The sequence below is a fragment of the Kocuria sp. CH-021 genome, from assembly GCF_049716185.1.
In the GTDB taxonomy this organism is placed as follows: domain Bacteria; phylum Actinomycetota; class Actinomycetes; order Actinomycetales; family Micrococcaceae; genus Kocuria; species Kocuria cellulosilytica.
Genome location: NZ_JBNAFK010000014.1, coordinates 65,838 through 88,003, shown reverse-complemented (window position 1 = coordinate 88,003; position 22,166 = coordinate 65,838). Strand labels below are relative to the sequence as shown.

The window sequence follows — 22,166 nt, the reverse complement described above, 5'->3', positions numbered from 1 at the left end:
GCTGTCCTTCTTGTCAGCGCGCGGCGGCGGGCGGAGACTGATCGACGGACACCGGGCCGGTCGCCCTGCTCCCGGCCCTCCCCGACAGCCCCGGGCTGTCCCTCCACGAAAGGCACGGTCCATGACCCAGTCCACGACGCAGTCCCCGACCCTCCCCCTGCACGACGGCCACACCATCCCGCAGCTCGGCTACGGCGTGTGGCAGGTCGACGCCGACATCGCCGAGGACGTGGTGGGCCAGGCCCTCGAGGCCGGCTACCGCCACATCGACACCGCCATGATCTACGGCAACGAGGAGGGCGTGGGCCGGGCGATCGCGAAGAGCGGCGTCCCGCGCGACGAGATCTTCGTGACCACCAAGCTCTGGAACGACGACCACGGCCACGACGCCGCCCTGAAGGCGATCGACGCCTCCCTGGAGCGCCTCGGCCTGGACCACGTCGACCTCTACCTCATCCACTGGCCCACGCCGCAGCGCAGCAAGTACGTGGAGACCTGGAAGGCGCTCCAGGAGATCCGCGACAGCGGCAAGGCCCGGTCCATCGGCGTCTCCAACTTCCCCCGCGAGGAGCTGCAGGAGATCATCGACGCGACGGGCGTGGTCCCCGTGGTGAACCAGGTGGAGCTGCACCCGTACTTCAACCAGGCCGCGCTGCGGGACTTCAACGCCTCCCACAGCATCCTCACCGAGGCGTGGTCCCCGCTGGGCCAGGGCGGCGACCTGCTCAAGGACCCGGTGATCAGCTCGATCGCCCGCAAGCACGGCGCCACCCCGGGGCAGGTCATCATCGCCTGGCACCTGGCGATCGGCAACGTGGTCTTCCCCAAGACCGTCACCCCGGAGCGGATCCGCGAGAACTACGCGGCCCTCGACGTCCGCCTGGACGACGAGGACGTCCAGGCGATCAACGGCCTCGACAACGGAGGGCGGATCGGCGCGGACCCGAAGGACTTCAACTGATCCGGGGCTCCTCCCGGTGACGACCGGGGCGTGACGACCGGGGCGCGACGACCCGGGCGTGACGACCGGGGCGGCGGCGGGAGCACCGTCGCCCCGGGCGCCGTCCGTGGCGGCACCGACCGGGACGGACGGCACGGGCGCGCGGCGGGGCCGCCCGCCGGAGTCCGAGCGCCGGGCTCCGCGCGCCGATTGGCGCGAACCGCGCCGGCGGGTGAACCATGATGGTCATGAACCACGACACGTCCCGTGCGGGCGACGGCACCACCAGCGCCACCGCTCCGCACGGCAACCCCGACAACATCCCCGGCGCGGACCTGCCCCGCCCCGACGAGAAGACGTTCTTCGGCCAGCCCCGCATGCTGGCGAACCTGTTCAGCGTCGAGCTGTGGGAGCGCTTCTCCTTCTACGGCATGCAGGGCATCGTCCTGCTGTACATGTACTTCGCCGCGACCGAGGGCGGACTGGGCATCGACCGCGCCACGGCCGCGGGCATCGTGGGCGCCTACGGCGGCGCCGTCTACCTGTTCGCCATCCTGGGCGGGTGGGTGGCCGACCGGCTGCTGGGCTCCGAGCGGACGATGTTCGTCAGCGGCGTGCTCATCATGGCCGGGCACGTCTCGCTCGCGCTCGTCCCCGCGGTCGCGGGGCTCACGGCGGGCCTGATCCTCATCGCGATCGGCTCGGGCGGGCTCAAGGCCACGATCACCAACCTGGTGGGCGCCCTCTACGACCGCCAGGACCCCCGCCGCGACGCCGGCTTCTCGATCTTCTACATGGGCGTGAACATCGGCGGGCTCCTCGGACCGCTCCTGACGGGCTTCGCGCAGAAGACCTGGGGCTTCCACCTGGGCTTCGGCCTGGCCGCGGTCGGCATGGCCTTCGGCCTGACCCAGTACGCACTGGGCCGCCGGCGGCTCCCCGACGAGGTCCACCACGTGCCCAACCCCCTGCCGCGCGAGCAGTACGGGAAGTGGGCGGGGATCGCCGTGGCCGCCGTCGTCGTCGTCGTGGCCGCCGTCCTCACGGGGGCGCTGAACGCGGCCAACCTGGCCGACGTGGTCGTGGGCGTGATCGTGGTGGCGGCCGTGGCGCTGTTCGCCCTCCTGCTCACGAGCAGGAAGGTCGACGACGACGAGCGCTCCCGCGTGCGGGCGTTCATCCCGCTGTTCATCGGCTCGGCCGCCTTCTGGGCGCTGTTCCAGCAGCAGTTCACGGTGATCACGATCTACTCGGACACCCGGCTGGACCGCGCGCTCGGCGACTGGACCATGCCGATCTCGTGGGTCCAGTCCTTCAATCCCTTCTTCATCATCCTGCTCGCGCCGGTGTTCGCGGTGCTGTGGACGAGGCTGGGCGACCGCCAGCCCGGCACGCCCACCAAGTTCGGCCTCGGCATCGTGCTGATGGGATCGGCGTTCCTGATCTTCCTGCCCATGGTCGGGGTGTCCTCGGTGCCCGTCCTGTGGGCCGCGCTGATCCTGCTGGTCGCCACCCTGGGCGAGCTGATGGTCTCCCCGGTGGGCCTGTCCCTGTCCACCCGGCTGGCCCCGCGGGCCTATCCCGTGCTGATGGTCGCCCTCTTCTACCTGTCGGTGGCCCTGGGCACGGCCCTGTCCGGCGCGCTGGCCGGCTACTACAGCGAGCAGACTGAGGCGGCGTACTTCGGGATCCTGGGCGCCGTCACGATCGTCATCGGCGCCACCCTGCTCGTGCTGTCCCGCTGGATCCGGCGGATGATGCGCGGAGTGCGCTGACGGCCGGGACGGGCACCCGCTGTCAGGGGCCGGACGGGCCGCCGACGACGTCCCGCACGACCTCCGCGGCGGGGACCTCCCGGGCGGCCGCGAAGTGCGGGCCGGCCCACAGAGAGATGGCCTCGGGGTCCCCGGCCGCGGCCGCAGCCGCCCGGATGGGCTTCGTCAACTGGTTGACCTGCGGATATGCCGCTGGAGCAATGCTCGTGAAGCGCTCGACGAAGCCGTTGCGCACGCCCCGCGCCAACCGGCCCGAGAACGCCCGGGTCACGGCGGTCTCCGTGTAGCGGCCCGAGCCGAGGGCGTCCCGGTACGCGGCGGAGGTCCCCGCCTCGGGCGTGCGCAGCAGCAGCGTGCCGACCTGGACGGCGTCCGCGCCGGCGGCCCGGGCCGCGTCCGCCTCCGCCGCCGAGGCGATGCCGCCCGCGGCCACGAGCGGGACCTCCACGGCGGCGCGGACCGCGGCGACGAGCTCGGCCAGGGGCTCCTCGCCCGGGACGTCCTCCGTGCGGTGGGTGCCCCGGTGCCCGCCGGCGGCCGGGCCCTGCACCGTCAGCAGGTGGGCGCCGGCCCGCACCGCGGCCTCGGCCTCCGGCACCGAGGTCACCGTGACGGACGTCGCAACACCCGCCGCCGCGAGCCGCTCCAGCACGGGGGCCGCCGGCAGCCCGAAGGTGAAGGAGACGACCGGCACCCGCAGCTCCTCCACGAGCTCGAGCTTGGCCGCCCATCCGTCGTCGTCGGCCGGGTCCGTGTCCGGCAGCTCCACGCCGTACCGGCGGGCCGTGTCCTGCAGGGCCTCCCGGTAGGCCCCGACGGACAGGTGCACGGCGGGATCGACCGCCGTCCCGGGCGCCGCGGTGTTCGCCGCCTGCGGGACGAACAGGTTCACGCCGAAGGGGCCCTCGGTCAGTTCCCGCACCGTCTCGACGTCGGCGCGGACGCCGTCCACCGGGCGGTTGCCCGCGGCCAGGAACCCCAGTCCGCCGGCGGCCGTGACGGCCGCGGCGAGCGCGGGGGTCGAGGGCCCTCCGGCCATGGGCGCGCCCACGAACGGGACGGACAGGTCGTTCAGCCGGAAGAGGTACGGGGTGCTCACCATGCCACCAGGCTAGGCAGACGGAGGGGGCGCGTCACCCCTGGGCGCGGCACAGGACGTGGCATAGGCTGTGGCCACGATCACCCGCCGCCGAGGTCCGCCGCCCGACACCACCGATTCGAGGCATCCGATGGCCCAGTCCGCCGACTCCAAGACCCGGTCCCGCCCGCAGCCCGAGCTCAAGCGCGTCATGGGCCCCGGCCTGCTCCTGCTGTTCATCGTCGGCGACATCCTCGGCACCGGCGTGTACGCCCTGACCGGCAACATCGCCGGCGAGATCGGTGGTGCTGCCTGGGCCCCGATCCTCGTGGCGTTCATCGTCGCCACCATCACGGCGTTCTCCTACCTCGAGCTCGTGACCAAGTACCCCGGCGCCTCGGGTGCCGCGCTGTACACGCACAAGGCGTTCGGCGTCCACTTCGTCACCTTCCTGGTGACGTTCGCGGTGCTCAGCTCGGGCCTGACCTCCGCCTCGACGGCCGCCTCGGCCGTGGCGTCGAACTTCGCCCGCGGCTTCGGCCTCGAGGTGACCACCACGACCATCACCGTGATCGCCGTGGTCTTCATCGCGATCCTGTGCGCCATCAACATCCGCGGCGTCACCGAGGGTCTCGCCTTCAACGTGGTGCTGACGTCCATCGAGCTCACCGGGCTGCTCATCGTGATCCTCGTGGGCTTCTGGGCGTCCTTCCAGGGCCAGGCCGACTTCAGCCAGACGATGGTCTTCGAGACCTCCGAGGACAAGGGCATCTTCCTCGCGCTGACCGCCGTGACCTCGCTCGCCTTCTTCTCCTTCGTGGGCTTCGAGGACTCCGTGAACATGGTCGAGGAGACCAAGAACCCCAGCCGCGACTTCCCGCGGGTGATGCTCTTCGGCCTGGGCCTGACAGGCGTCGTCTACATCCTGGTGTCCATCTTCACCGTGGCGGTGGTGCCCATCGGGGTGCTCGGCGAGTCCACCACGCCGCTGCTGGACATGGTCCGGATCGGGGCCCCGAACATCCCGATCGACACCATCTATCCGTTCCTGACGATCTTCGCCGTGGCGAACACCGCCCTGATCAACATGCTCATGGCCTCCCGGCTGCTCTACGGCATGTCCCGCCAGGGCGTGCTGCCGGACTTCCTGGGCCACGTGCTGCGCGGCCGGCGCACCCCCTGGTCGGCCATCGTGTTCACGACCCTCCTGGCGATGGCCCTGATCGTCGTGATCAACAACCTCCTGGGCAGCGGCACGGCCAGCGCCCTCGGCGGCACCACGGCCCTCCTGCTCCTGGGCGTGTTCACCATCGTCAACATCGCGGCGATCATCCTGCGGAAGGACCACTCCCCCACCCACGACTACTTCCACGCCCCCCGGGTCCTGCCCTACCTGGGCGCCATCACCTGCGCCTATCTCGTGGGGCCGTGGGCCCAGGACCTCATCGAGTACCAGATCGCCGTGGTCCTGCTGCTGATCGGGCTGGCCCTGTGGCTCGTCAACTTCCTCTACGACCGCCTGTTCCTCGGCCGCAAGGTCCGGTTCGAGCACCCGGAGGACCTCGCCCGCATGGAGGACGAACCCGAGGGGACCGACCCGCACCGCGGCCCCTGAGCCGGCCGTCCACCGCCCCCTGCCGCGCCGCTACCCGAGGAGAACCCGTGACCGTCGTCGTCGGATACATGCCCACCGCCCCCGGACACGCCGCCCTGGACGCGGCCATCCTGGAGGCCGAGCGCCGCGGCACCGACCTGGTGGTGGTGCAGCCGCGGCCGAAGCGCCACCAGCCCCCCGAGATCGGCGCGGACATCGACGTGGAGCAGGAGAAGCTCACCCGCTCGGGGCTGCGCTACGAGCTGCGGGAGCCCGAGCACGACAGCGACCCCGCCGACGTCATCCTCGACACCGCCCGTGACTCCCGGGCCGAGCTCATCGTGCTGGGCATCCGGCGGCGCTCGCCCGTGGGCAAGATCATCATGGCCAGCACGGCCCAGCGCGTCCTGCTCGAGAGCCCCTGCCCGGTGCTGTGCGTCAAGGCCGTCTACGACTGATCCGGGATTTTATTTCTGTTTTCGAAATATTAGGCTGGTCCCAGACCCCGGCGCCTCCGGTCCCGCGCGGGGGTCCGTCGGTCTCCGCGGCTCCGACCTGTTCCAGCCGCACCCGAAAGGCCCGCCATGACCACCTCGGCCCCTCCTGCATCCCGCCCTGCCCCCTGGGCCGAGGCCCCCGAGCCGCCCCGGCGTCCCCGCTGGGCCACGCTGCTGCGGATCCTGCTGCCGGCGCTGCTGATCGTGGGGTGGCTCGCGGTGGCGGGCGTGGGCGGGCCCTACTTCGGGAAGATCTCCGAGGTCTCCACCAACGACCAGTCCAGCTTCCTGCCCGAGTCCACCGAGTCCACGCAGGTCACGCGGCTGCAGAGCGAGTTCCGGGACTCGGAGGCGATCCCGGCGATCGTCCTCCTCGTCCGGGAGGGCGGGCTCGACGACGCGGACCGGGCGTGGACCGAGGAGGCCGCCGCCGCCGTGCAGGAGAGCGGCCTCGCCGAGGGCCAGACCTCGCCGCTGATCCCGTCGGAGGACGGGGAGGCCTTCCAGCTCGTCGTGCCCCTGCCCGACGGCGAGGTCGTCGACGACGTCGAGGCCCTCGCGGACCGGTTCGAGCAGGACCGCCCCGAGGGCCTGCAGAGCTACGTCACGGGCCCCGCCGGCTTCACGGCCGATCTCGTGGCCGGCTTCGCCGGCATCGACGGGCTCCTGCTGGGCGTGGCCCTGGCCGTGGTCTTCGTGATCCTCCTCGTGGTGTACCGGTCCCCCGTGCTGCCCGTCCTGGTGCTGCTCACGTCCGTCTTCGCCCTCAGCGCCGCGATCCTGGTCGTGTACTGGCTGGCGGCCAACGAGCTCGTGACCATCAGCGGGCAGGTGCAGGGCATCCTGTTCATCCTGGTGGTCGGCGCCGCCACCGACTACTCGCTGCTGTACACGGCCCGGTACCGGGACGCCCTGCTGCACCACCGGCGACGGACGGACGCCACCCGGGCGGCCCTCCGGGGCTCGGTCGAGCCGATCGTCGCCTCCGGCGCCACCGTCATCGCGGGCCTGCTGTGCCTGCTGCTGTCCGACCTCGCCTCCAACAAGGCGCTGGGCCCGGTGGCGTCCGTCGGCATCGTCATGTCCATCCTGGCGGCCCTGACCTTCCTGCCCGCCGTCCTCCACGCCACGGGACGGGCGGCCTTCTGGCCGTTCCGGCCCCGCTACGACGCCTCCGGCACGGAGCGCGTGCGCGTGGTCGAGCACGGTCCCGGCAGCCGCCCGACCGTCGAGGGCCGGGGCGTGTGGGCCTCGGTGGCCCGGTTCGTGGCCCGGGCCCCGCGGGCGATCTGGGTGGTGACCACGGTGGTGCTCCTCGTCCTCGCCGGGTTCAGCACCCAGTTCCAGGCCTCGGGCGTGGAGCAGAGCGAGCTCGTGCTCGGCGAGTCCCAGGCCCGGGACGGCCAGGAGGCCCTGGCCCAGCACTTCCCGGGCGGTTCCGGCAGCCCCGCGGTCCTGCTGGTGCCCACCGGTTCCCTGGACGCCGCGGTCGAGGTCGTCGAGGACACCGAGGGGGTCGCCGGTGTCGTCGCCGTCTCCGCGGACTCGCCCTCCGGCACCCTGCCCCTCGGGGAGGACGCTCCCCCGCCGGCGGGGCCCTTCGCCGGGGCCGAGCCGACCGAGGCCCAGGGGCTCTACCAGCTCCAGGCCACGCTGTCCGACGCCGCCGACTCCCCGGAGGCCGAGCAGACCGTCCGCGAGCTGCGGGAGAGCCTGCACGCGGCCGACGAGGAGATCCTCGTGGGCGGCACCACGGCGACGAACATCGACACCAACGAGACCTCGATCGCCGACCGCACGCTGATCATCCCCGTGATCCTCGGGGTCATCACCCTGATCCTCATGCTGCTGCTGCGCTCCGTCCTGGCGCCGGTGCTGCTGATCCTCACGACCGTGGTCTCCTTCTTCACGGCCCTGGGCGTCTCCGCCCTGGTGTTCAACCACGTCCTGGACCTGCCCGGGGCGGATCCCTCGGTCCCGCTCTTCGGCTTCGTCTTCCTCGTGGCGCTGGGCATCGACTACAACATCTTCCTGATGTCCCGGGTGCGGGAGGAGACGCTGGTCCACGGCACCCGGGCGGGCATCCTCCGGGGACTGACCCTCACCGGCGGGGTGATCACCTCGGCCGGCATCGTGCTCGCGGCCACGTTCGCGGCACTGGCCGTCATCCCGATCATGTTCCTCGTGCAGCTGGCGTTCATCGTGGCGTTCGGCGTGCTCCTGGACGCCCTGATCGTCCGGTCGCTGCTCGTGCCGGCACTGACCTACGACATCGGCCGGGCCATCTGGTGGCCCTTCCACCGGCGGACCGAGCCCTGAGCGGTGGCGCCCGAGCCGTCGCACCGGGCGCCCCCGCCGCAGGACCCGTGACGCCCCTGCGTCCCGGGCGGCCCTGCCGATCCGGCGGCCGGCGCTCCTCCCGGCCGGGCCGGGCGGTGCGTCAGGCGGCGCGGTGGTCCGCCCGCCGGGCCACGACCGGCACCCGGGCGGTGTCGGGACGAGCGGTCTCCGCGGGGTTTCCCGCGGCGACGGGCTCCTGGTCGACGTCGTGCCACACCGCGTCCTCCTGCCGCCAGCCGAATCCGTAGGCCAGGGCGGGCACGAGGTGGTTGGCGAGCCCGCAGCCCACGGCGACGCCGGCCCACGCGACGGGGAAGGACGCGAGGACGTCGAGGGGGTAGTGCACGCCCAGGTAGAGCCGGGACAGCCCGACGAGCACGGCGGTGACCAGCCCGGCGACGAGCGCGGTGGAGGCGAGCCTCGACCGGCGCACGGCGAGGCCGAAGGCCACCGCGATGGCCAGGGCGGCTCCCGCGTGCCCCGAGGGGAAGGACGTGAGGCCCTCCACGAGGACGAGCGGCTCCGGGGACGCCGCGGCCGCCGGCCGGGGGCGGCCGACGGCGACCTGCACCATCCCGACCGCGGCCCAGCCGGCGAGCGCGGTGACCGCGAAACCGGCGGCGTCCCACGGGCGCCGGCGCGCGAGGGCGAGCCAGGCCGTGAGGGCGGCGATGATCGCGAACGCCCCGGGGGTGGAGAACGCGTGGTGCAGCACGAGCGCCAGGGCGTCGAGGACGCCGAGGCGTGCCGCGTCGAGCCGGTGCAGGACCTCGGTCTCCTGGGCCGCGATCCCCGGGGAGTACACCAGGAGCCGTCCCACGGTCGCCGTGGCCAGCACGACGATGAAGGGGACGACCACCCACTGGTGCAGCTGGGGGAGGGACCAGGTGGAGCGGGCCGGCCGGGGGGAAGAATGCTGCGCCGGTTGTGCCATGCCCACCACCATGGCACACGTCACGTCGGCCGGATTCCCGCGCGCCCGGTTGGCAAGAGAGTTCGGGGAGAATTGCCCGAATCGGTACAGAGAATGACAAATCATGAAGCTTGCGGCCGGGAATTCCTCTGCCCGGGCGTTCGTGTGACGTTCTGCGTCCCTCGTGGCCCCTGTTCGCGCCCATCATCCGGCAAAGGGTGATGTCTCTCTTCTTCCGTGCCGTTCCACGTGGAACCGCATGGAAGAAGTGCGTGATCAATCCGCAAAGGCTGATCAGGACGTCGGATGCATCATCCGCCGGGGAACTGGCGTCCGACACCACCCGGGGGACCTGTCCCCCGATCAGGGGACAGCTCGTGCCGGTCCCGAGCGCCGCTAGACTGGGCCGCCACTCCCACCCCGCCGCCGACCCGCGAGGAGCACCCGTGTTCAAGAAGGACCCGTCCCGCAGCACCCGACCGGCCCTCTCCCACGCCGAGGCCGTGCAGCACGTGCAGGAGGGCGGGGTGGCCGTCTACTGGCGGCCCGGCTGCCCCTTCTGCGGCATGCTCGAGCGCGGGCTCGGCGCCGACGCCGGGCGGGCCGCGTGGACGAACATCTGGGAGGACCGGGACGCCCTCGCGTTCGTCGAGTCCCTCAACGACGGCAACGCCACCGTCCCCACGGTGGTGACCCGCAGCGAGCACTTCGTCGCGGCCTCCCCCGCCCAGGTCGCCGCGACCAGGGCACTGATCGCGAAGGCCGCCAAGGTGCTCTGAGCCCCCTGCGGACGGGAGAAACCGGGTCGCCCCTCTGTCTTCAAGCCGTGAACGCGGATTAGGATGACATTCCTCTCGACGTTCACCGGTGAAAGAGGGCGCTGATGTCCGAGCCCGTGGGGTTCCCCGTTCCGCCCGGTTCGCAGACGTCCCTGCGCAACGCGAACCAGCGCCGCGTGCTCGACACGGTGCGCCGTGACGGGCATCTGACCCAGGCCCAGATCTCCCGGCGCACCGCGCTGGCACCCTCGACCGTGTCCAACATCGTGCACCAGCTGATCGACGCCGGACTGCTCGTCATGGAGACGGACGGTGCCGGCCGCCGCGGCCAGCTCGTCGGCTTCCGCAGCTCGGCCGGCCACGTGGTCGGCATCGACGTGGGCCACCGCCACGTCACGGTGGCCGTCGCGGACCTGAACCAGCGGATCCTCGCCCAGCGGCGCCACGAGCTGCCCGACGAGCACCGCTTCGCCGAGGACCTCGAGCTGGTCGGCCGCACCCTCGGCGCCCTGCTCCGGGAGCACGGCACGCCCCGGTCCGGCCTGCTCGCCGCCGGGCTCACCCTCCCGGCCCCCGTGGATCTCGAGGGCCGGCTCGTCAGCGCGAGCGCGATCCTGCCCGCGTGGAGCGGGATCGACGTGCGCGAGGAGGCCGGCCGCCGGCTCGGGCTGCCCGTCGTCGTCGAGAACGACGCCAACGCGGGTGCCCTGGGCGAGCACGCCCGGGGCGCCGGACGCGGGGCCCAGCACATGGCCTACCTCAAGATCGGCCACGGCGTGGGCGCGGGACTGATCCTGAACGGCACCCTGTTCCGCGGCGCCACCGGGTCCGCCGGGGAGCTCGGCCACACCACCGTCGACGAGCACGGCAGGGTGTGCCGGTGCGGCAACCGCGGGTGCCTCGAGACCTACGTCTCCTCCCGGGACGTCACCCAGCTGCTGGCCGCCACCCACGGCGCCGACCTGACGGTGCCCGATCTCGTGGCGGCGGCCCTCGCGGGCGACGTGGGCTGCGGACGGGTCATCGGGGACACCGGCCGCCTGCTCGGCACGGCGGTGGCCAACCTGTGCAACACCATCAACCCGGAGCTCGTGGTCGTCGGCGGTGAGATCGCCCGGGCCGGTGAGCTGCTGCTCGCCCCGATGCGCGAGGTCGTCTCCCGCCAGGGCGTGCGCGGCAGCGTGCAGGAGCTGCGGATCGAGGCCGCCCGGCTGGGGATCGAGGCGCACGTGGCGGGCGCCGTGATCCTCGCGCTGCAGCACGCGGAGCTGCCCTCCGGGGCCGGTCCGGGCGGATGACGCGCCGCGCCACGCTCGTCTTCGACTAATGGACATTCTGCGCACCGAGTTTTAGTGTGGACCGCGTCACAAGAACCCGTCGGCGTCGGCGGGCGCGTCCACCCCGGGGTGCGGCGGTCGGCACGGGCCGGCTCCACGCCGATCTCCCCACCAGCAAGGGAGCTGTCCGATGAGCCAAGACGCCACGACCCCCACGGTCGAGGAGCACCCGAACACCTCGGCGGTCCTCCGGATCAGCATCATCGCCGCCTTCGGCGGCTTCCTCTTCGGCTACGACTCCGCCGTCATCAACGGCGCGGTCTCCGCGATCCAGGAGGAGTTCGGCGTCAGCCCGGGCCCCCTCGGCTTCGCCGTGGCCTCCGCGCTGCTCGGCGCGGCGGCGGGCGCCTTCTTCGGCGGCCGGGTGGCCGACGCCCTGGGACGCGTCCCCGTCATGAAGATCGCCGCGGTGCTCTTCCTCGTCAGCGCGATCGGCTGCGGCGTGGTCGACAGCTTCGGCTGGCTGATCTTCTGGCGCATCGTGGGCGGCGTCGGCGTGGGCGTGGCCTCCGTCATCGCCCCCGCCTACATCGCGGAGGTCGCCCCCGCCGCGGTGCGCGGGCGGCTCGGCTCGCTGCAGCAGATGGGCATCGTGCTCGGCATCTTCATCTCCCTCGCCGTGGACGCCTGGCTCGCCGGGCTCGCCGGGGGCTCCACCGAGGAGCTGTGGCTCGGCCTCGACGCCTGGCGGTGGATGTTCATGGCGGAGGCCGTTCCGGCTCTCGCCTACCTGATCGGCGCCTTCACGATCCCGGAGTCCCCCCGCTACCTGGTGGAGGACGGCCGGCCGGAAGAGGCCCAGGCCGTGCTGGCCAACCTGCAGGGCTCAGCCTCGGCGACCGAACGCGTGCGCCTCATCAAGGAGTCCCTCCGCAGCGAGCACAAGCCCCGGCTGTCCGATCTGAGGGGCCGGATGGCCGGCCTCAAGCCCATCGTGTGGGTCGGCATCGGCCTGGCGGCGCTGCAGCAGTTCGTGGGCATCAACGTGATCTTCTACTACTCGAACGTGCTCTGGCAGGCCGTGGGCTTCACCGAGTCGAACTCGTTCACCATCACCGTGATCACGTCCGTGGTCAACGTCGCGGTGACCATCGTGGCGATCGCCCTCGTCGAGAAGGTGGGACGGCGCCGGCTCCTGCTCGTCGGCTCGGCGGGCATGACCCTGATGCTGGCCACCCTCGCGGTCGTGTTCGCCACCGCGGACGTCGTGAACGGCCAGCCCGATCTCGGCCCGACCTCCGGCCCGGTCGCGCTCGTGGCCGCCAACCTCTTCGTGGTCTTCTTCGGCGTCTCCTGGGGACCCATGATGTGGGTCCTGCTGGGCGAGATGTTCCCGAACCGGATCCGCGGCGCCGCGCTGGCCGTGGCCGGGTTCGTGCAGTGGATCGCCAACTGGCTGGTCACCGTGACCTTCCCCGCCCTGGCCGCCTTCTCCCTGGGCGTCGCCTACGGTCTCTACGCCTTCTTCGCGCTGATGTCCCTGCTCTTCACGGTCAAGATGGTCCGTGAGACCACCGGCATCGAGCTCGAGGACATGATGGACTGAGCGTCCCGCAGGACCGTCGGCGGTGGACCTCCCCTCACGGGAGGACCACCGCCGTCGTCGTTCCCGGGCCCGGCCGCACGGAGCACCGTGCCGGCCCGGGACCGCACGGCGCACCCCGGCCGCCGTGCGTGCTTCTTTACCGCTCCGTGACCCCCAGGACACGGTTCGTCCCCTTCATCGGGTATTTTCGAGAGAACTGCGCGAGGCCGGGATCCCCGACCCGGCTCCGGCCTGCCCAGCCCCACCACTCCATTTTCAACGGCGAAAAGGACCCACGTTGACCCAGACCACCGCGGACCCCGCATCCCCCGCACAGACCACTGCCCGCAAGTCGGCGGGCCACGTCATCGTGGACACGCTCGTGGCGCACGGCGTGCAGCGCACCTACGTGGTGCCCGGCGAGTCCTACCTGGACGTGCTCGACGGGCTGCACCGGTCCCCGATCGAGACGGTCGTGTGCCGCCACGAGGGCGGTGCGGCCTACATGGCCGAGGCCGACGGCAAGATGGGCCCCGTGCCCGGCGTGGCGATGGTGACCCGCGGCCCCGGCGCGGCCAACGCCCACGTGGGCCTGCACACCTCCTGGCAGGACTCCACCCCGATGGTCCTGTTCGTGGGCCTGATCCCCTTCGAGCACCGCGACAAGGAGGCCTTCCAGGAGTTCGACCCGCACGCCTGGTTCGACTCCGGGGCCAAGCGGGTGATGGTCCTCGACCACGCCGAGCGGGCCTCCGAGATCGTGGCCGAGGCCATGTTCGCCGCCAACTCCGGCCGGCCCGGCCCGGTGGTGGTCGGGCTGCCCGAGGACATCATCAAGGCCGAGATCGACGCGACCCTGCACCCGCCGATCCCCGTGGCCCACGGCGGGATGACCGTCAACGACTGGAAGGCCCTGCGCGAGGCCCTCTCGGCGGCGGAGAAGCCCCTGTTCGTGACCGGCGGCAACGACTGGACCCACGAGGGCGCGGCCGGGCTCACCACCTGGCTGGAGGAGCACCACCTGCCGGCCGCGGCCGAGTGGCGCACCGAGGGCACCGTCCCGTTCGACTCGGACTCCTACGTGGGCCCGATCGGCTACGGCCGCCCCCAGCCGACCTTCGACATGCTCGAGGAGACCGATCTGCTGGTCTTCGTGGGCACCGTGCCCGGGGACGTGATCACCAACGGGTTCCTGGTCCGCCAGGACTGGAACAAGAAGAACTTCCTGGTCACCATCGACCCCTCCCTGCGCGGGCGCTCCGGGCCGGTGTCCTACCAGATCGTGGCCAAGCCCGACGTGTTCGTCCGCGACCTGGTGCGCATCGACCTTCCGGCCAAGGAGGCGTGGAAGGAGTGGACCGCCCGGCTGCGGGCGCAGCAGGTCGAGTTCTCCACCCCCACCGCCACCCCCGGTGACGGCCCGGCGCGGATGGACACCCTCATGGCCGAGCTGGTCAAGGACCTCCCCGCCGACGCGATGGTGACCTTCGGGGCCGGGGAGCACACCAACTGGGCCCACCGCTACTTCCCCACCCGCGGCTACGCCTCGATGATCTCGGCCCGCAACGGCTCCATGGGCTACTCGGTGCCCTCCGCGGTGGCCGCGTCCCTGCGCCACCCCGGCCGGCGGGTGGTGACCATCGCCGGTGACGGAGAGTTCCTGATGAACGGCCAGGAGCTGGCCACCGCCACCCAGTACGGGGCCACCCCGCTGGTGATCGTGATGGACAACCAGGAGTACGGCACGATCCGCACCCACCAGGAGCGCGACTACCCGCACCGGGTCTCGGGCACCCAGCTGGTCAACCCTGACTTCGCCCTCATGGCCGAGGCCTTCGGCGGGTACGGCGTGCGCGTGGAGACCGACGCCGAGATCCCCGGCGCGCTCGAGGCCGCCCTGAAGGCGATCGACGAGCAGGGCCGCTTCGCCCTGATCCACCTGATCGTGGAGCAGCGCGTCAAGGCGTACTGACCCGCCGGACGTCCACCGCCCCGCACGGCGTCCCGGGCGGGGCCGCGCCCGCCCGGGACGCGGCCCCGGCCGTGCTCCTGTGGCCCGCGGCGGTGCCGCTCAGCCGGTCAGCGGATGCGCGAGCTCGTCCTCGCGCATCCGTCCGGCCCACAGGGCACCGAGCCCGAGTGCCGGGGTCAGCAGGGCCACGGTCCAGAAGATCACCGGCAGCGGCACCACCTGGGCCACGGGCCCGGCGACCGCCATCGACACCGGCATGAGGGCGATCGAGACGAAGAAGTCGAGGCTCGAGACCCGCCCCAGCAGGTGGCGCGGCACCCGGCGCTGCAGGAGCGTGCCCCACAGCACCATGCCCGCGCCGTCCCCGGCGCCGACGAAGGCCAGGCACAGCGCCATGACCCAGAACGAGTCGGTGGTGGCGACGAGACCGAAGGGCAGCGTCCCGAAGCCCCACAGCACGATCATCCAGCTGAGATAGCGCCGCGGCAGGGGCAGCGACGCGACCACGAGCGAGGCCAGCGCGCTGGCACCGCCGTAGCACGCCAGCAGATAGCCGAACACGGAGGCGTCCCCGCCCAGGCGGTCCCGGACCAGGAAGGGCACGAGCACCTCCAGGGGCCCCAGCAGCAGGAACACCGCGAGCACCGCCCACAGGAGCGTCCACAGCAGCCACGGGGTCCGCACCGTGTAGCTCACGCCCTCCATGAGGTCGTCCCGCACGGAGCGGAGCGCGCCGGCGGGCTCCTGCGGCGGGGAACCGCTCGCGGCGCCGGGTGCCGGGAGCGGCGCCCCGGCGCGCGGCACCCCGGCGGGGTCTGCGGAGGGCTCCGCGGCCGCTCCCCCGGCAGGCCCCGCGGCGGGCTCCGCGGCCGCTCCCCCGGTGGGCTCTGCGCCCGGTCCGGCGTCCTGGCCCGGCACGTCCAGGCGCAGCAGCAGGGCGAGCGCGGCCGCGTGGCAGAGCGCGATCAGGGCGAGTGCACCACCGGGCGCGGCCACCCCGATGAGCACGCCGGCCACGGCCGGCCCCGCCGCCTGCTGCAGCAGCGGGCGGGCCGTGCCCTCCGTCCCGTTGGCCGCGAGCAGCTGCCGAGCCGGCAGGATCCGGGGCAGCGAGGCCGAGTAGGCCGGGTAGAAGAAGCCGAAGCCGGCACCGAACACGAACGCCGCGGCGGCGAGCTGCCACATCCGCAGCCCGCCGGCCATGGCCAGGACGGTGACCGCCGCCGCCGTCAGGAGGTTGGCCGCCTCGACGAGGCGCAGCACCGAGGCCAGGGGGAAGCGGTCGGCCGCGATCCCGCCCACGAGCACGAAGACGAGCATGCCGAGGGCGCCCGTGGCCGTCACGGCCGAGAGGTCCACGGCCGTCCCGTCCAGCTGCAGGACCTGGTTCACGAGGGCCACCGCCCACATCCCCGTGCCGAACACGCTGAGGAACATCGCGAAGGCGAGCACGCGGTACCGGCCGAGCCGGAACGGCTCCAGCGCACGGGGCAGGGGCATGCCCCCAGTGTCCCCCTGTGCCGTCCCCTGCGCACGGGCCGCTCCGGTGGTGGCGGCCGCGGATCCGTAGGACACTGGGGCGGTGCAGACGTTCCTCCCGTACCCGGACTTCGCCCGCTCCGCCCGCGTCCTCGACCGCAAGCGGCTCGGCAAGCAGCGGGTGGAGACCCTGCAGGTGCTCCGCGCGGCCACCGTGCCCGGCTACGGGTGGTACCGCCACCCGGCCACGGCGATGTGGGCGGGGCACGTTCCCGCCCTGGTGGCCTACGGCCGCGCGATGGTCGACGAGTGGACCGCACGCGGCGGAGCCGACAGCACGGGGTGGCAGATCCGCGAGTTCGCCCCCGAGGCCTGGGACCGCCGTCCCGGCGACGACGTGGCCCCGCCGCCCCCGTGGCTCGGCGACGAGGCGCTGCACCGCTCCCACCGGTCGAACCTGCTGCGCAAGGACGAGGAGTTCTACCGCGAGGTCTTCCCCGACGACCCCGCCGGGCTGGACTACGTGTGGCCCGTGCCCGCGGAGGGCCGCACTCCCCCCGCCGAACCGCCGCAGGGCCGGCGGGCGTGGGTCCTGGCTCCGGCGGCGCACGAGGCGGCGGGCGGCGCCGTCCTCGTGCCGTTCCGCGTCCCGGAGGGTGTGCGGGAGAGCCACTGGATGCAGGCGGTGGCCCGGGTGGAGCACGAGCTGCGGGAGGGCGAACCCGTGCTGCTCCTGCACGGGGCGCCCGGCCCTGAGCAGGTGGTGGAACGGACGGTGCTGAGCGAGAACGTCCACCACGCCGTCGCAGGGTTCTCCCTCGAGCTCGAGCGCGGGGACCGGGTCCTGCGCCGGGAGCTGCCGGCCCCGGCCCGGCTGCAGTCCCCCCGGCCCCTCTTCGCCGTCCCCGCCGGATCCGTCGGCGCGGCCGCGGGCGCGCCCCGGGTTTAATCCCGCGTCACGCAGGTCCCGCACGCACCTCCGTGGGTAGCATGTCACCCACCGGCGCCCGGCGCGCCCGACACGAGGAGGCGCGCATGCGAGGGTCCCACGTCCCCGCGACGGGCACGATCACCGTCACCGACTGGCCCGACCCGCAGGCCCGGGAGCCCGGTCAGCTGGTGGTGCGCATGCTGCACGCCTCGATCTGCGGGTCCGACCTGCACGCGACCTTCCACGGGCTGCTCCACGCAGAGGGGCCGCGCCGCCCCGGCTACCCCGGCCACGAGGGGGTCGGCGTGGTGGTCGCGTCCCGGTCGGAGCGGGTTCCGGAGGGCGCCCTGGTGCTGACGGTCCCCCAGGGCGAGATGGGCGGGTGCTTCGCGGAGCTCCAGCTGCTGGACGACCTGCACGTCGTCGAGCTGCCCGCCGGCACGGACCCGGCGGACTCCCGGCAGCTGCGGCGGCTCATGATGGCGCAGCAGTACGGCACCTGCCTCTACGCCATGCGCCAGTTCTGGCCCGTGGAGACGCCCGCGCGGCGTTCGCACACGTGCGTGGTGATGGGCGCGGGCTCCGCCGGGCTGTTCTTCGTGGAGGAGGCCCGGAGACTGGGCTTCGAGCACGTCGTCGCCTCCGACCTGGACGCCGGGAGGCTCGAGGTCGCCCGGAGGCTGGGCGCGGTCCCCGTGCGGGTGCCGGAGCAGGACCTCGCCGCGGTCGTGGCCGAGGTGACCGGCGGCCGTGGGGCCGATCTCGTGATCGAGGCCGTGGGGCACGACGTGCTGCGCGACCAGGCGGTGGAGCTCGCGGCCGACCGGGGCATCGTCGGCTTCTTCGGCCTGCCGGAGCGGCACGGGCCCACCGAGGTCCCGCTGTGGACGGCGTTCCGCAAGAACCTGCGACTGCAGTGCTCCGTGGCGGCGCAGGCCGAGCCCGGCCTGACGTCCTTCCGGGAGGCCCTCCGCCGGATCTCCGAGGGCGAGATCGACGTGGAGCACTGCCTCGGGCCCGAGTACCCCCTCGAACGGATCGCGGAGGCCATGCAGCGGGCCGAGGAGCACCGGCCCGGGGACATCAAGCTGACGATCACCCCGTGACCACCGCACCCCGCGCCGTCGCCCCGTCGCCGGACGAGGGCCGCCCCGGGGCGGCCCTGCCCGCGCTGCCCTCCGTCGCCGCCACGACCGGGAGCTCGCTCGCCGTGCAGGTGATGGCCGCGGTGCGCCGGGCGATCACCGCGGGGGAGATGGAGCCCGGGCGGCTGTACTCGGTGCAGCAGCTGGCCTCCGCCATGGACGTCTCCCGCAGCCCGGTGCGGGAGGGCCTGCTGCGGCTGGGCGAGGCCGGACTGATCCGGTTCCACCGCAACCGCGGCTTCGAGATCGTCGAGGTCAGCCCCACGGACGTCGCGGAGATCCTCGCGGTGCGCACGGCGCTGGAGGTGCCCGCCGCCCGGCGGGCCGCCCGGCTCGCGGGGCCCGAGGAGCTGGACCGCGTCCGGGCCCAGTGGCAGACGATGCACGACGCGGCCCGCACCGGGGACCTCGAGGCGACCGCCCGGGCCGACGAGGGGCTGCACCGGCTGCTGCTGCTGCTCGCCGGCAACTCCCAGGCCCTCGAGCTCGTCGAGCGGCTGCGCACCACCACGGCCTTCCTGGGCGTCGTGGCCGCCGCGTCGCGGCGGCCCGTCGACGAGCTCGCACGGGAGCACGACGCCCTGGTGCGGGCCGTGCTCGCCCGCGACGAGAAGGCGGCGGCGCGCGCCATGCGCGAGCACCTCGCCTCGACCGCGCGACGGCTCGTCGCCCAGGCGCTGCTCGCCCGGCGCACGCCCGCGGAGCGCGTCGAGGAGCTCACCGCGCAGGTGTGGGACGCCGCCTCCGCAGGGTACTGAGACGAGGCGCCGGCCCACGGTGCCGGGCCGCAGGGCCGGGCCACGGTGCCGGGCCGCAGGGCCGGGCCACGGTGCCGGGCCACGGTGCTGGGCCGGGGTCCGGGGCTGGCGCCACGATGGGGACCGAACGGGGGTGCGCTCCCGCCGATCCCGTCCGGGGCTGAGCGCGTCTGCGCCGACGGGCGGTCGGATGCCCCAGCCGGCCCGTCGGCGGGCTGGGGCATCCGGCACGGCTGCCCGGGGGTGCACCCGTGCCGGCCGAGCAGGAATGGGGGGCTCCTGCCGACCGGCACCACCGTAGGAGTCCCTGGTGGCGCCACGACGAACGGCAGCTGAACACCGGGTGCCGGGGTCCTCGGCGTCGTCGTGCGGGCGGACGTCCCCGGCGGCGCAGCCGTCGCCTCCGGTCCACCCTCCGGTCACCGGAGTGCCGTCCGGGCCGGGCACCCTGGTGGCACCGTCCCGAGGAGGAGGGGGGAACAGAACAGCGGGAACGGAGCAGCGGGAACAGGTGCGGCCGGACGCTGGACGGCAGTGGCCGGCCCGCCCGGGCGCTCAGCCCCCGTCGTCCCCGCTCTCCCGCGGGAGGCGCACCTCGAAGCGGCAGTGTCCCCGCGGGTCCTCGCCCGCGCTGATCGTGCCCCCGTGGGCCGCGGCGATCTCCCGGCTGATCGCCAGGCCCAGTCCGGATCCGCCCGTGTCCCGCGCCCGGGAGTCGTCGAGCCGCACGAACCGCTCAAAGACCCGATCCCGGTCCTCCGGGGCGATGGTGTCGCCGTCGTTGACCACGTCCACGACGGCCTCGTCCCCCTCCGCCCGCAGGGAGACCTCGATCCAGGTGTCCGCGTGCCGCTCCGCGTTGGAGAGCAGGTTGCGCACCACCTGCTGCAGCCGGCTGGCGTCCCCGCGCACCCGCACGGGGTCCACCTGCACGCGCACCTCGTGCCGCGAGGCCGGACGCATCCGGGCGAGCTCCTCCCGGACCACCTCGTCCAGGTCCGTGTCCGCGGTGCGCAGCCGCAGTCCGGCGTCGTCGATCTTGGCGAGGGTCAGGAGGTCCTCCACGAGCCGCCCCATCCGGCGGGACTGGGACCTGAGCACGGGGGCGACCTCCGGCCACGCCGCCCCGGACGGGTCCGAGGCGGCGACCTCGATCGTGGTGGTGAGGGTGGTCAGCGGGCTCCGGAGCTCGTGGGAGGCGTCCGCGACGAACCTGCGCTGGGCGCGGTCGGAGGCCTCCAGCCGGTCCAGCATCCCGTTCATGGTGGTGGCGAGCTCCGCGATCTCGTCCCGGGTGGGCGGCACGTCGACCCGCTCCCCCAGGCGGGCCGTCCCGATCCGCCGGACCTGCCCGGTGATGCGCCGCACCGGGGCGAGGGAGCGGCCGACGAGGAACCACATGAGCGCGGCCCCGAGCAGCGCGAGCGCCGGCCCCCCGACCAGCAGGAACAGGGACACCGTCCGGAGGGTGCCCTGCTGCAGCGCCATGGGCACCGCCACCGTCAGCGTCAGGGGCTCCCCGTTGATGTACATGCCGTGAGCGACATACACGAAGTCGTCGGTCCCGGGCACCGGCCCCTCCCCGGTCGCCGCGGAGTCGGAGGACTCCCCCGGCTCCAGGACCGGCACGGACAGGTCCGTGTCCAGCGCGCTGGCGGGGGACGCCGCCACCACCTGCCCCTCCACGTCCTGGAGCTGCACGATGACCCCCGGCCGGCCGAGCCGCAGCATCAGCTCGCCGAGGCCGGTCCGCGTGAACACGGCCGTCTCCCCTGCCGTGCCCCCGGCGCTGCGCGGCCCCCACGGCAGACCCAGGTCCCGCAGGATCTCCGTCTGGCGGGCCACGGCCTGGTCGTGGGCGGCCCCCACCGCCGCGCGGCTGAGGACCTCGAGCAGCACGGCCCCGGCCACGGCCATCACGAGGAGGATGAGCAGCGCCGCGGCCGCCGTGCTGCGCTCCCGCACTCCCCACCGGTCGAGGGGACGCCTTCCGCTGCGGATCACGCCGCCGGTGTCCCGGGCTCGTCGGCGACCAGTCGGTAGCCCATGCCGCGGACGGTCTGCAGCGTCGAGAGGCCGAAGGGGGCGTCGATCTTCTTGCGCAGGTAGCCCACGTACACCTCGACGATGTTCTCGGAGCCCTCGAAGCCGGCGTCCCAGGCGTTGTCCATGATCTGGTGCTTCGAGACGACCTGCTCCGCGTTCTGCATCAGGTACTGGAGGATGACGTACTCCTTCGCGGTGAGCTCGAGCGCCTGCCCGCGGCGGGTCACGGTCCGGCGGACGGGGTCGAGCCGGAGGGACCCGACCGCGAGCACCACGGGCCGCTCGGGCGCTCCGCGGCGGATGAGGGCGCGCAGCCGGGCCACGAGCACGAGGAAGCTGAAGGGCTTGGTGAGGTAGTCGTCGGCGCCGAGGTCGAAGGCGTCGGTCTGGTCGTACTCGCCGTCCTTGGCCGTGAGCATCAGCACGGGGACCCAGTTCTCGGCGGCCCGCAGGTTCTCGAGCACGGCGTAGCCGTTCCGGCCCGGCAGCATCAGGTCCAGGACCACCACGTCGTAGGGGTTCTCCCGGGCCAGCCACTCCCCGGTGATCCCGTCGTGGGCGACGTCGACGACGAAGCCCTCGTTCGTGAGGCCGCGGCGCAACGACTCCGCGAGGTCCGCCTCGTCCTCCACCAGCAGCACGCGCACGCGTCCTCCCGTTCTCGTCCGTGGGCGCGGAGGGTCCCGCCCCGGCCCAGTCTTCCGCACGCGGGCTGAGGATCGGTTGAGAAGACCGTTCCGGACGGGCCGCGCCGCGATCTTCTCCCCAACCGGTGCACAAAGTTGTCCACAGGTGTGGAGAACCGTGTGCACAGCTCGCTCTCCACAGCGTTATTAACAGCTGTGGAAGCCGCCCCGGCGCTGTCCACACCGTTGATCACAGGTGTGGAATTCCACCGGTGCAACTTGTCGACAGATGGGGACAACCCCTGTGGAGAACACCGTCCGTCCCCGGTGCCCGAGCGCGGACGGGCGGGGCGGGGACGGGGTCAGTGGGGACGGGGTCAGTGGGGACGGGGTCAGTGGGGACGGGGTCAGTGGGGACGGGGTCAGTGGGG

17 protein-coding genes are annotated in these 22,166 nt (G+C 73.2%); 12 read left to right on the top strand and 5 right to left on the bottom strand.

Going from position 1 to position 22,166, the window contains the following annotated elements:
- Positions 1 to 121 precede the first annotated feature (121 nt).
- The gene (locus tag ACPYN7_RS12290) at positions 122 to 961 is read left to right on the top strand and encodes an aldo/keto reductase (protein WP_424347830.1); all 840 of its coding nucleotides are present in this window, start codon (positions 122 to 124) and stop codon (positions 959 to 961) included.
- Between the two features lie 227 nt (positions 962 to 1,188).
- Positions 1,189 to 2,715: a peptide MFS transporter gene (locus ACPYN7_RS12285; RefSeq protein WP_424347829.1), complete on the top strand. Its 1,527-nt coding sequence runs from the start codon at positions 1,189 to 1,191 to the stop codon at positions 2,713 to 2,715.
- Between the two features lie 22 nt (positions 2,716 to 2,737).
- Here ACPYN7_RS12285 and ACPYN7_RS12280 read toward each other — a convergent pair whose 3' ends face one another.
- Positions 2,738 to 3,817: a nitronate monooxygenase gene (locus ACPYN7_RS12280; protein WP_424347828.1), complete on the bottom strand. Its 1,080-nt coding sequence runs from the start codon at positions 3,815 to 3,817 to the stop codon at positions 2,738 to 2,740.
- Positions 3,818 to 3,944: 127 nt separating this feature from the next.
- Here ACPYN7_RS12280 and ACPYN7_RS12275 point away from each other — a divergent pair, with 127 nt between their 5' ends.
- The 3 genes from ACPYN7_RS12275 (at position 3,945) to ACPYN7_RS12265 (ending at position 8,203) form a co-directional block, all read left to right on the top strand.
- Positions 3,945 to 5,408 carry an APC family permease gene (locus tag ACPYN7_RS12275; RefSeq protein WP_058873312.1) on the top strand — a complete coding sequence of 488 codons (1,464 nt, stop codon included), beginning with the start codon at positions 3,945 to 3,947 and terminating at the stop codon, positions 5,406 to 5,408.
- Between the two features lie 47 nt (positions 5,409 to 5,455).
- Positions 5,456 to 5,845, top strand: a complete 390-nt coding sequence (locus ACPYN7_RS12270; protein WP_424347827.1) for a universal stress protein — start codon at positions 5,456 to 5,458, stop codon at positions 5,843 to 5,845.
- A gap of 126 nt (positions 5,846 to 5,971) precedes the next feature.
- Positions 5,972 to 8,203 (top strand): MMPL family transporter, encoded by a 2,232-nt coding sequence (locus ACPYN7_RS12265; protein ID WP_424347826.1) that lies wholly within the window; start codon positions 5,972 to 5,974, stop codon positions 8,201 to 8,203.
- A 121-nt stretch (positions 8,204 to 8,324) separates the two neighbouring features.
- On the opposite strand, the gene ACPYN7_RS12260 is transcribed toward ACPYN7_RS12265, so the two are convergent.
- Positions 8,325 to 9,158: a phosphatase PAP2 family protein gene (locus tag ACPYN7_RS12260; protein WP_424347825.1), complete on the bottom strand. Its 834-nt coding sequence runs from the start codon at positions 9,156 to 9,158 to the stop codon at positions 8,325 to 8,327.
- Positions 9,159 to 9,583: 425 nt separating this feature from the next.
- On the opposite strand from ACPYN7_RS12260, the gene ACPYN7_RS12255 reads away from it, so the two are divergent.
- From ACPYN7_RS12255 to ACPYN7_RS12240, 4 genes are all read left to right on the top strand, one after another.
- Complete coding sequence (locus ACPYN7_RS12255) at positions 9,584 to 9,916, top strand: glutaredoxin domain-containing protein (protein ID WP_424347824.1); 333 nt, start codon at positions 9,584 to 9,586, stop codon at positions 9,914 to 9,916.
- Between the two features lie 104 nt (positions 9,917 to 10,020).
- Positions 10,021 to 11,214 carry an ROK family transcriptional regulator gene (locus tag ACPYN7_RS12250; protein ID WP_058873308.1) on the top strand — a complete coding sequence of 398 codons (1,194 nt, stop codon included), beginning with the start codon at positions 10,021 to 10,023 and terminating at the stop codon, positions 11,212 to 11,214.
- A 169-nt stretch (positions 11,215 to 11,383) separates the two neighbouring features.
- Positions 11,384 to 12,799, top strand: a complete 1,416-nt coding sequence (locus ACPYN7_RS12245; protein ID WP_058873307.1) for a sugar porter family MFS transporter — start codon at positions 11,384 to 11,386, stop codon at positions 12,797 to 12,799.
- A gap of 277 nt (positions 12,800 to 13,076) precedes the next feature.
- The gene (locus ACPYN7_RS12240) at positions 13,077 to 14,750 is read left to right on the top strand and encodes a thiamine pyrophosphate-dependent enzyme (protein ID WP_058873306.1); all 1,674 of its coding nucleotides are present in this window, start codon (positions 13,077 to 13,079) and stop codon (positions 14,748 to 14,750) included.
- Between the two features lie 99 nt (positions 14,751 to 14,849).
- Here the strand turns inward: ACPYN7_RS12240 and ACPYN7_RS12235 are convergent, their stop codons facing one another.
- Entirely contained in the window at positions 14,850 to 16,250 is a 1,401-nt protein-coding gene (locus tag ACPYN7_RS12235; protein WP_424347823.1) for an MFS transporter, read from the bottom strand.
- Positions 16,251 to 16,332: 82 nt separating this feature from the next.
- On the opposite strand from ACPYN7_RS12235, the gene ACPYN7_RS12230 reads away from it, so the two are divergent.
- The 3 genes from ACPYN7_RS12230 to ACPYN7_RS12220 all read left to right on the top strand — a co-directional run bounded on the left by ACPYN7_RS12230 (position 16,333) and on the right by ACPYN7_RS12220 (position 19,063).
- The gene (locus tag ACPYN7_RS12230; protein WP_082696976.1) at positions 16,333 to 17,178 is read left to right on the top strand and encodes an MSMEG_6728 family protein; all 846 of its coding nucleotides are present in this window, start codon (positions 16,333 to 16,335) and stop codon (positions 17,176 to 17,178) included.
- Between the two features lie 86 nt (positions 17,179 to 17,264).
- The gene (locus tag ACPYN7_RS12225; protein WP_058873304.1) at positions 17,265 to 18,266 is read left to right on the top strand and encodes a zinc-binding dehydrogenase; all 1,002 of its coding nucleotides are present in this window, start codon (positions 17,265 to 17,267) and stop codon (positions 18,264 to 18,266) included.
- Positions 18,263 to 19,063: a GntR family transcriptional regulator gene (locus tag ACPYN7_RS12220; RefSeq protein WP_058873303.1), complete on the top strand. Its 801-nt coding sequence runs from the start codon at positions 18,263 to 18,265 to the stop codon at positions 19,061 to 19,063. The genes ACPYN7_RS12225 and ACPYN7_RS12220 overlap by 4 nt, the downstream gene beginning before the upstream one ends.
- A gap of 555 nt (positions 19,064 to 19,618) precedes the next feature.
- Here ACPYN7_RS12220 and ACPYN7_RS12215 read toward each other — a convergent pair.
- The gene (locus ACPYN7_RS12215) at positions 19,619 to 21,067 is read right to left on the bottom strand and encodes an ATP-binding protein (protein ID WP_424347822.1); all 1,449 of its coding nucleotides are present in this window, start codon (positions 21,065 to 21,067) and stop codon (positions 19,619 to 19,621) included.
- Complete coding sequence (locus ACPYN7_RS12210; protein WP_058873301.1) at positions 21,064 to 21,756, bottom strand: response regulator transcription factor; 693 nt, start codon at positions 21,754 to 21,756, stop codon at positions 21,064 to 21,066. Before ACPYN7_RS12210 ends, ACPYN7_RS12215 begins: the two co-directional genes overlap by 4 nt.
- Positions 21,757 to 22,166 lie beyond the last annotated feature (410 nt).

Bases quoted from the DNA above. Each gene is read 5' to 3' on its own strand.
- ACPYN7_RS12290 (WP_424347830.1), top strand. From the start codon at position 122: ATGACCCAGTCCACGACGCAGTCCCCGACCCTCCCCCTGCACGACGGC.
- ACPYN7_RS12285 (WP_424347829.1), top strand. From the start codon at position 1,189: ATGAACCACGACACGTCCCGTGCGGGCGACGGCACCACCAGCGCCACC.
- ACPYN7_RS12280 (WP_424347828.1), bottom strand. From the start codon at position 3,817: ATGGTGAGCACCCCGTACCTCTTCCGGCTGAACGACCTGTCCGTCCCG.
- ACPYN7_RS12275 (WP_058873312.1), top strand. From the start codon at position 3,945: ATGGCCCAGTCCGCCGACTCCAAGACCCGGTCCCGCCCGCAGCCCGAG.
- ACPYN7_RS12265 (WP_424347826.1), top strand. From the start codon at position 5,972: ATGACCACCTCGGCCCCTCCTGCATCCCGCCCTGCCCCCTGGGCCGAG.
- ACPYN7_RS12260 (WP_424347825.1), bottom strand. From the start codon at position 9,158: ATGGCACAACCGGCGCAGCATTCTTCCCCCCGGCCGGCCCGCTCCACC.
- ACPYN7_RS12250 (WP_058873308.1), top strand. From the start codon at position 10,021: ATGTCCGAGCCCGTGGGGTTCCCCGTTCCGCCCGGTTCGCAGACGTCC.
- ACPYN7_RS12245 (WP_058873307.1), top strand. From the start codon at position 11,384: ATGAGCCAAGACGCCACGACCCCCACGGTCGAGGAGCACCCGAACACC.
- ACPYN7_RS12235 (WP_424347823.1), bottom strand. From the start codon at position 16,250: ATGCCCCTGCCCCGTGCGCTGGAGCCGTTCCGGCTCGGCCGGTACCGC.
- ACPYN7_RS12225 (WP_058873304.1), top strand. From the start codon at position 17,265: ATGCGAGGGTCCCACGTCCCCGCGACGGGCACGATCACCGTCACCGAC.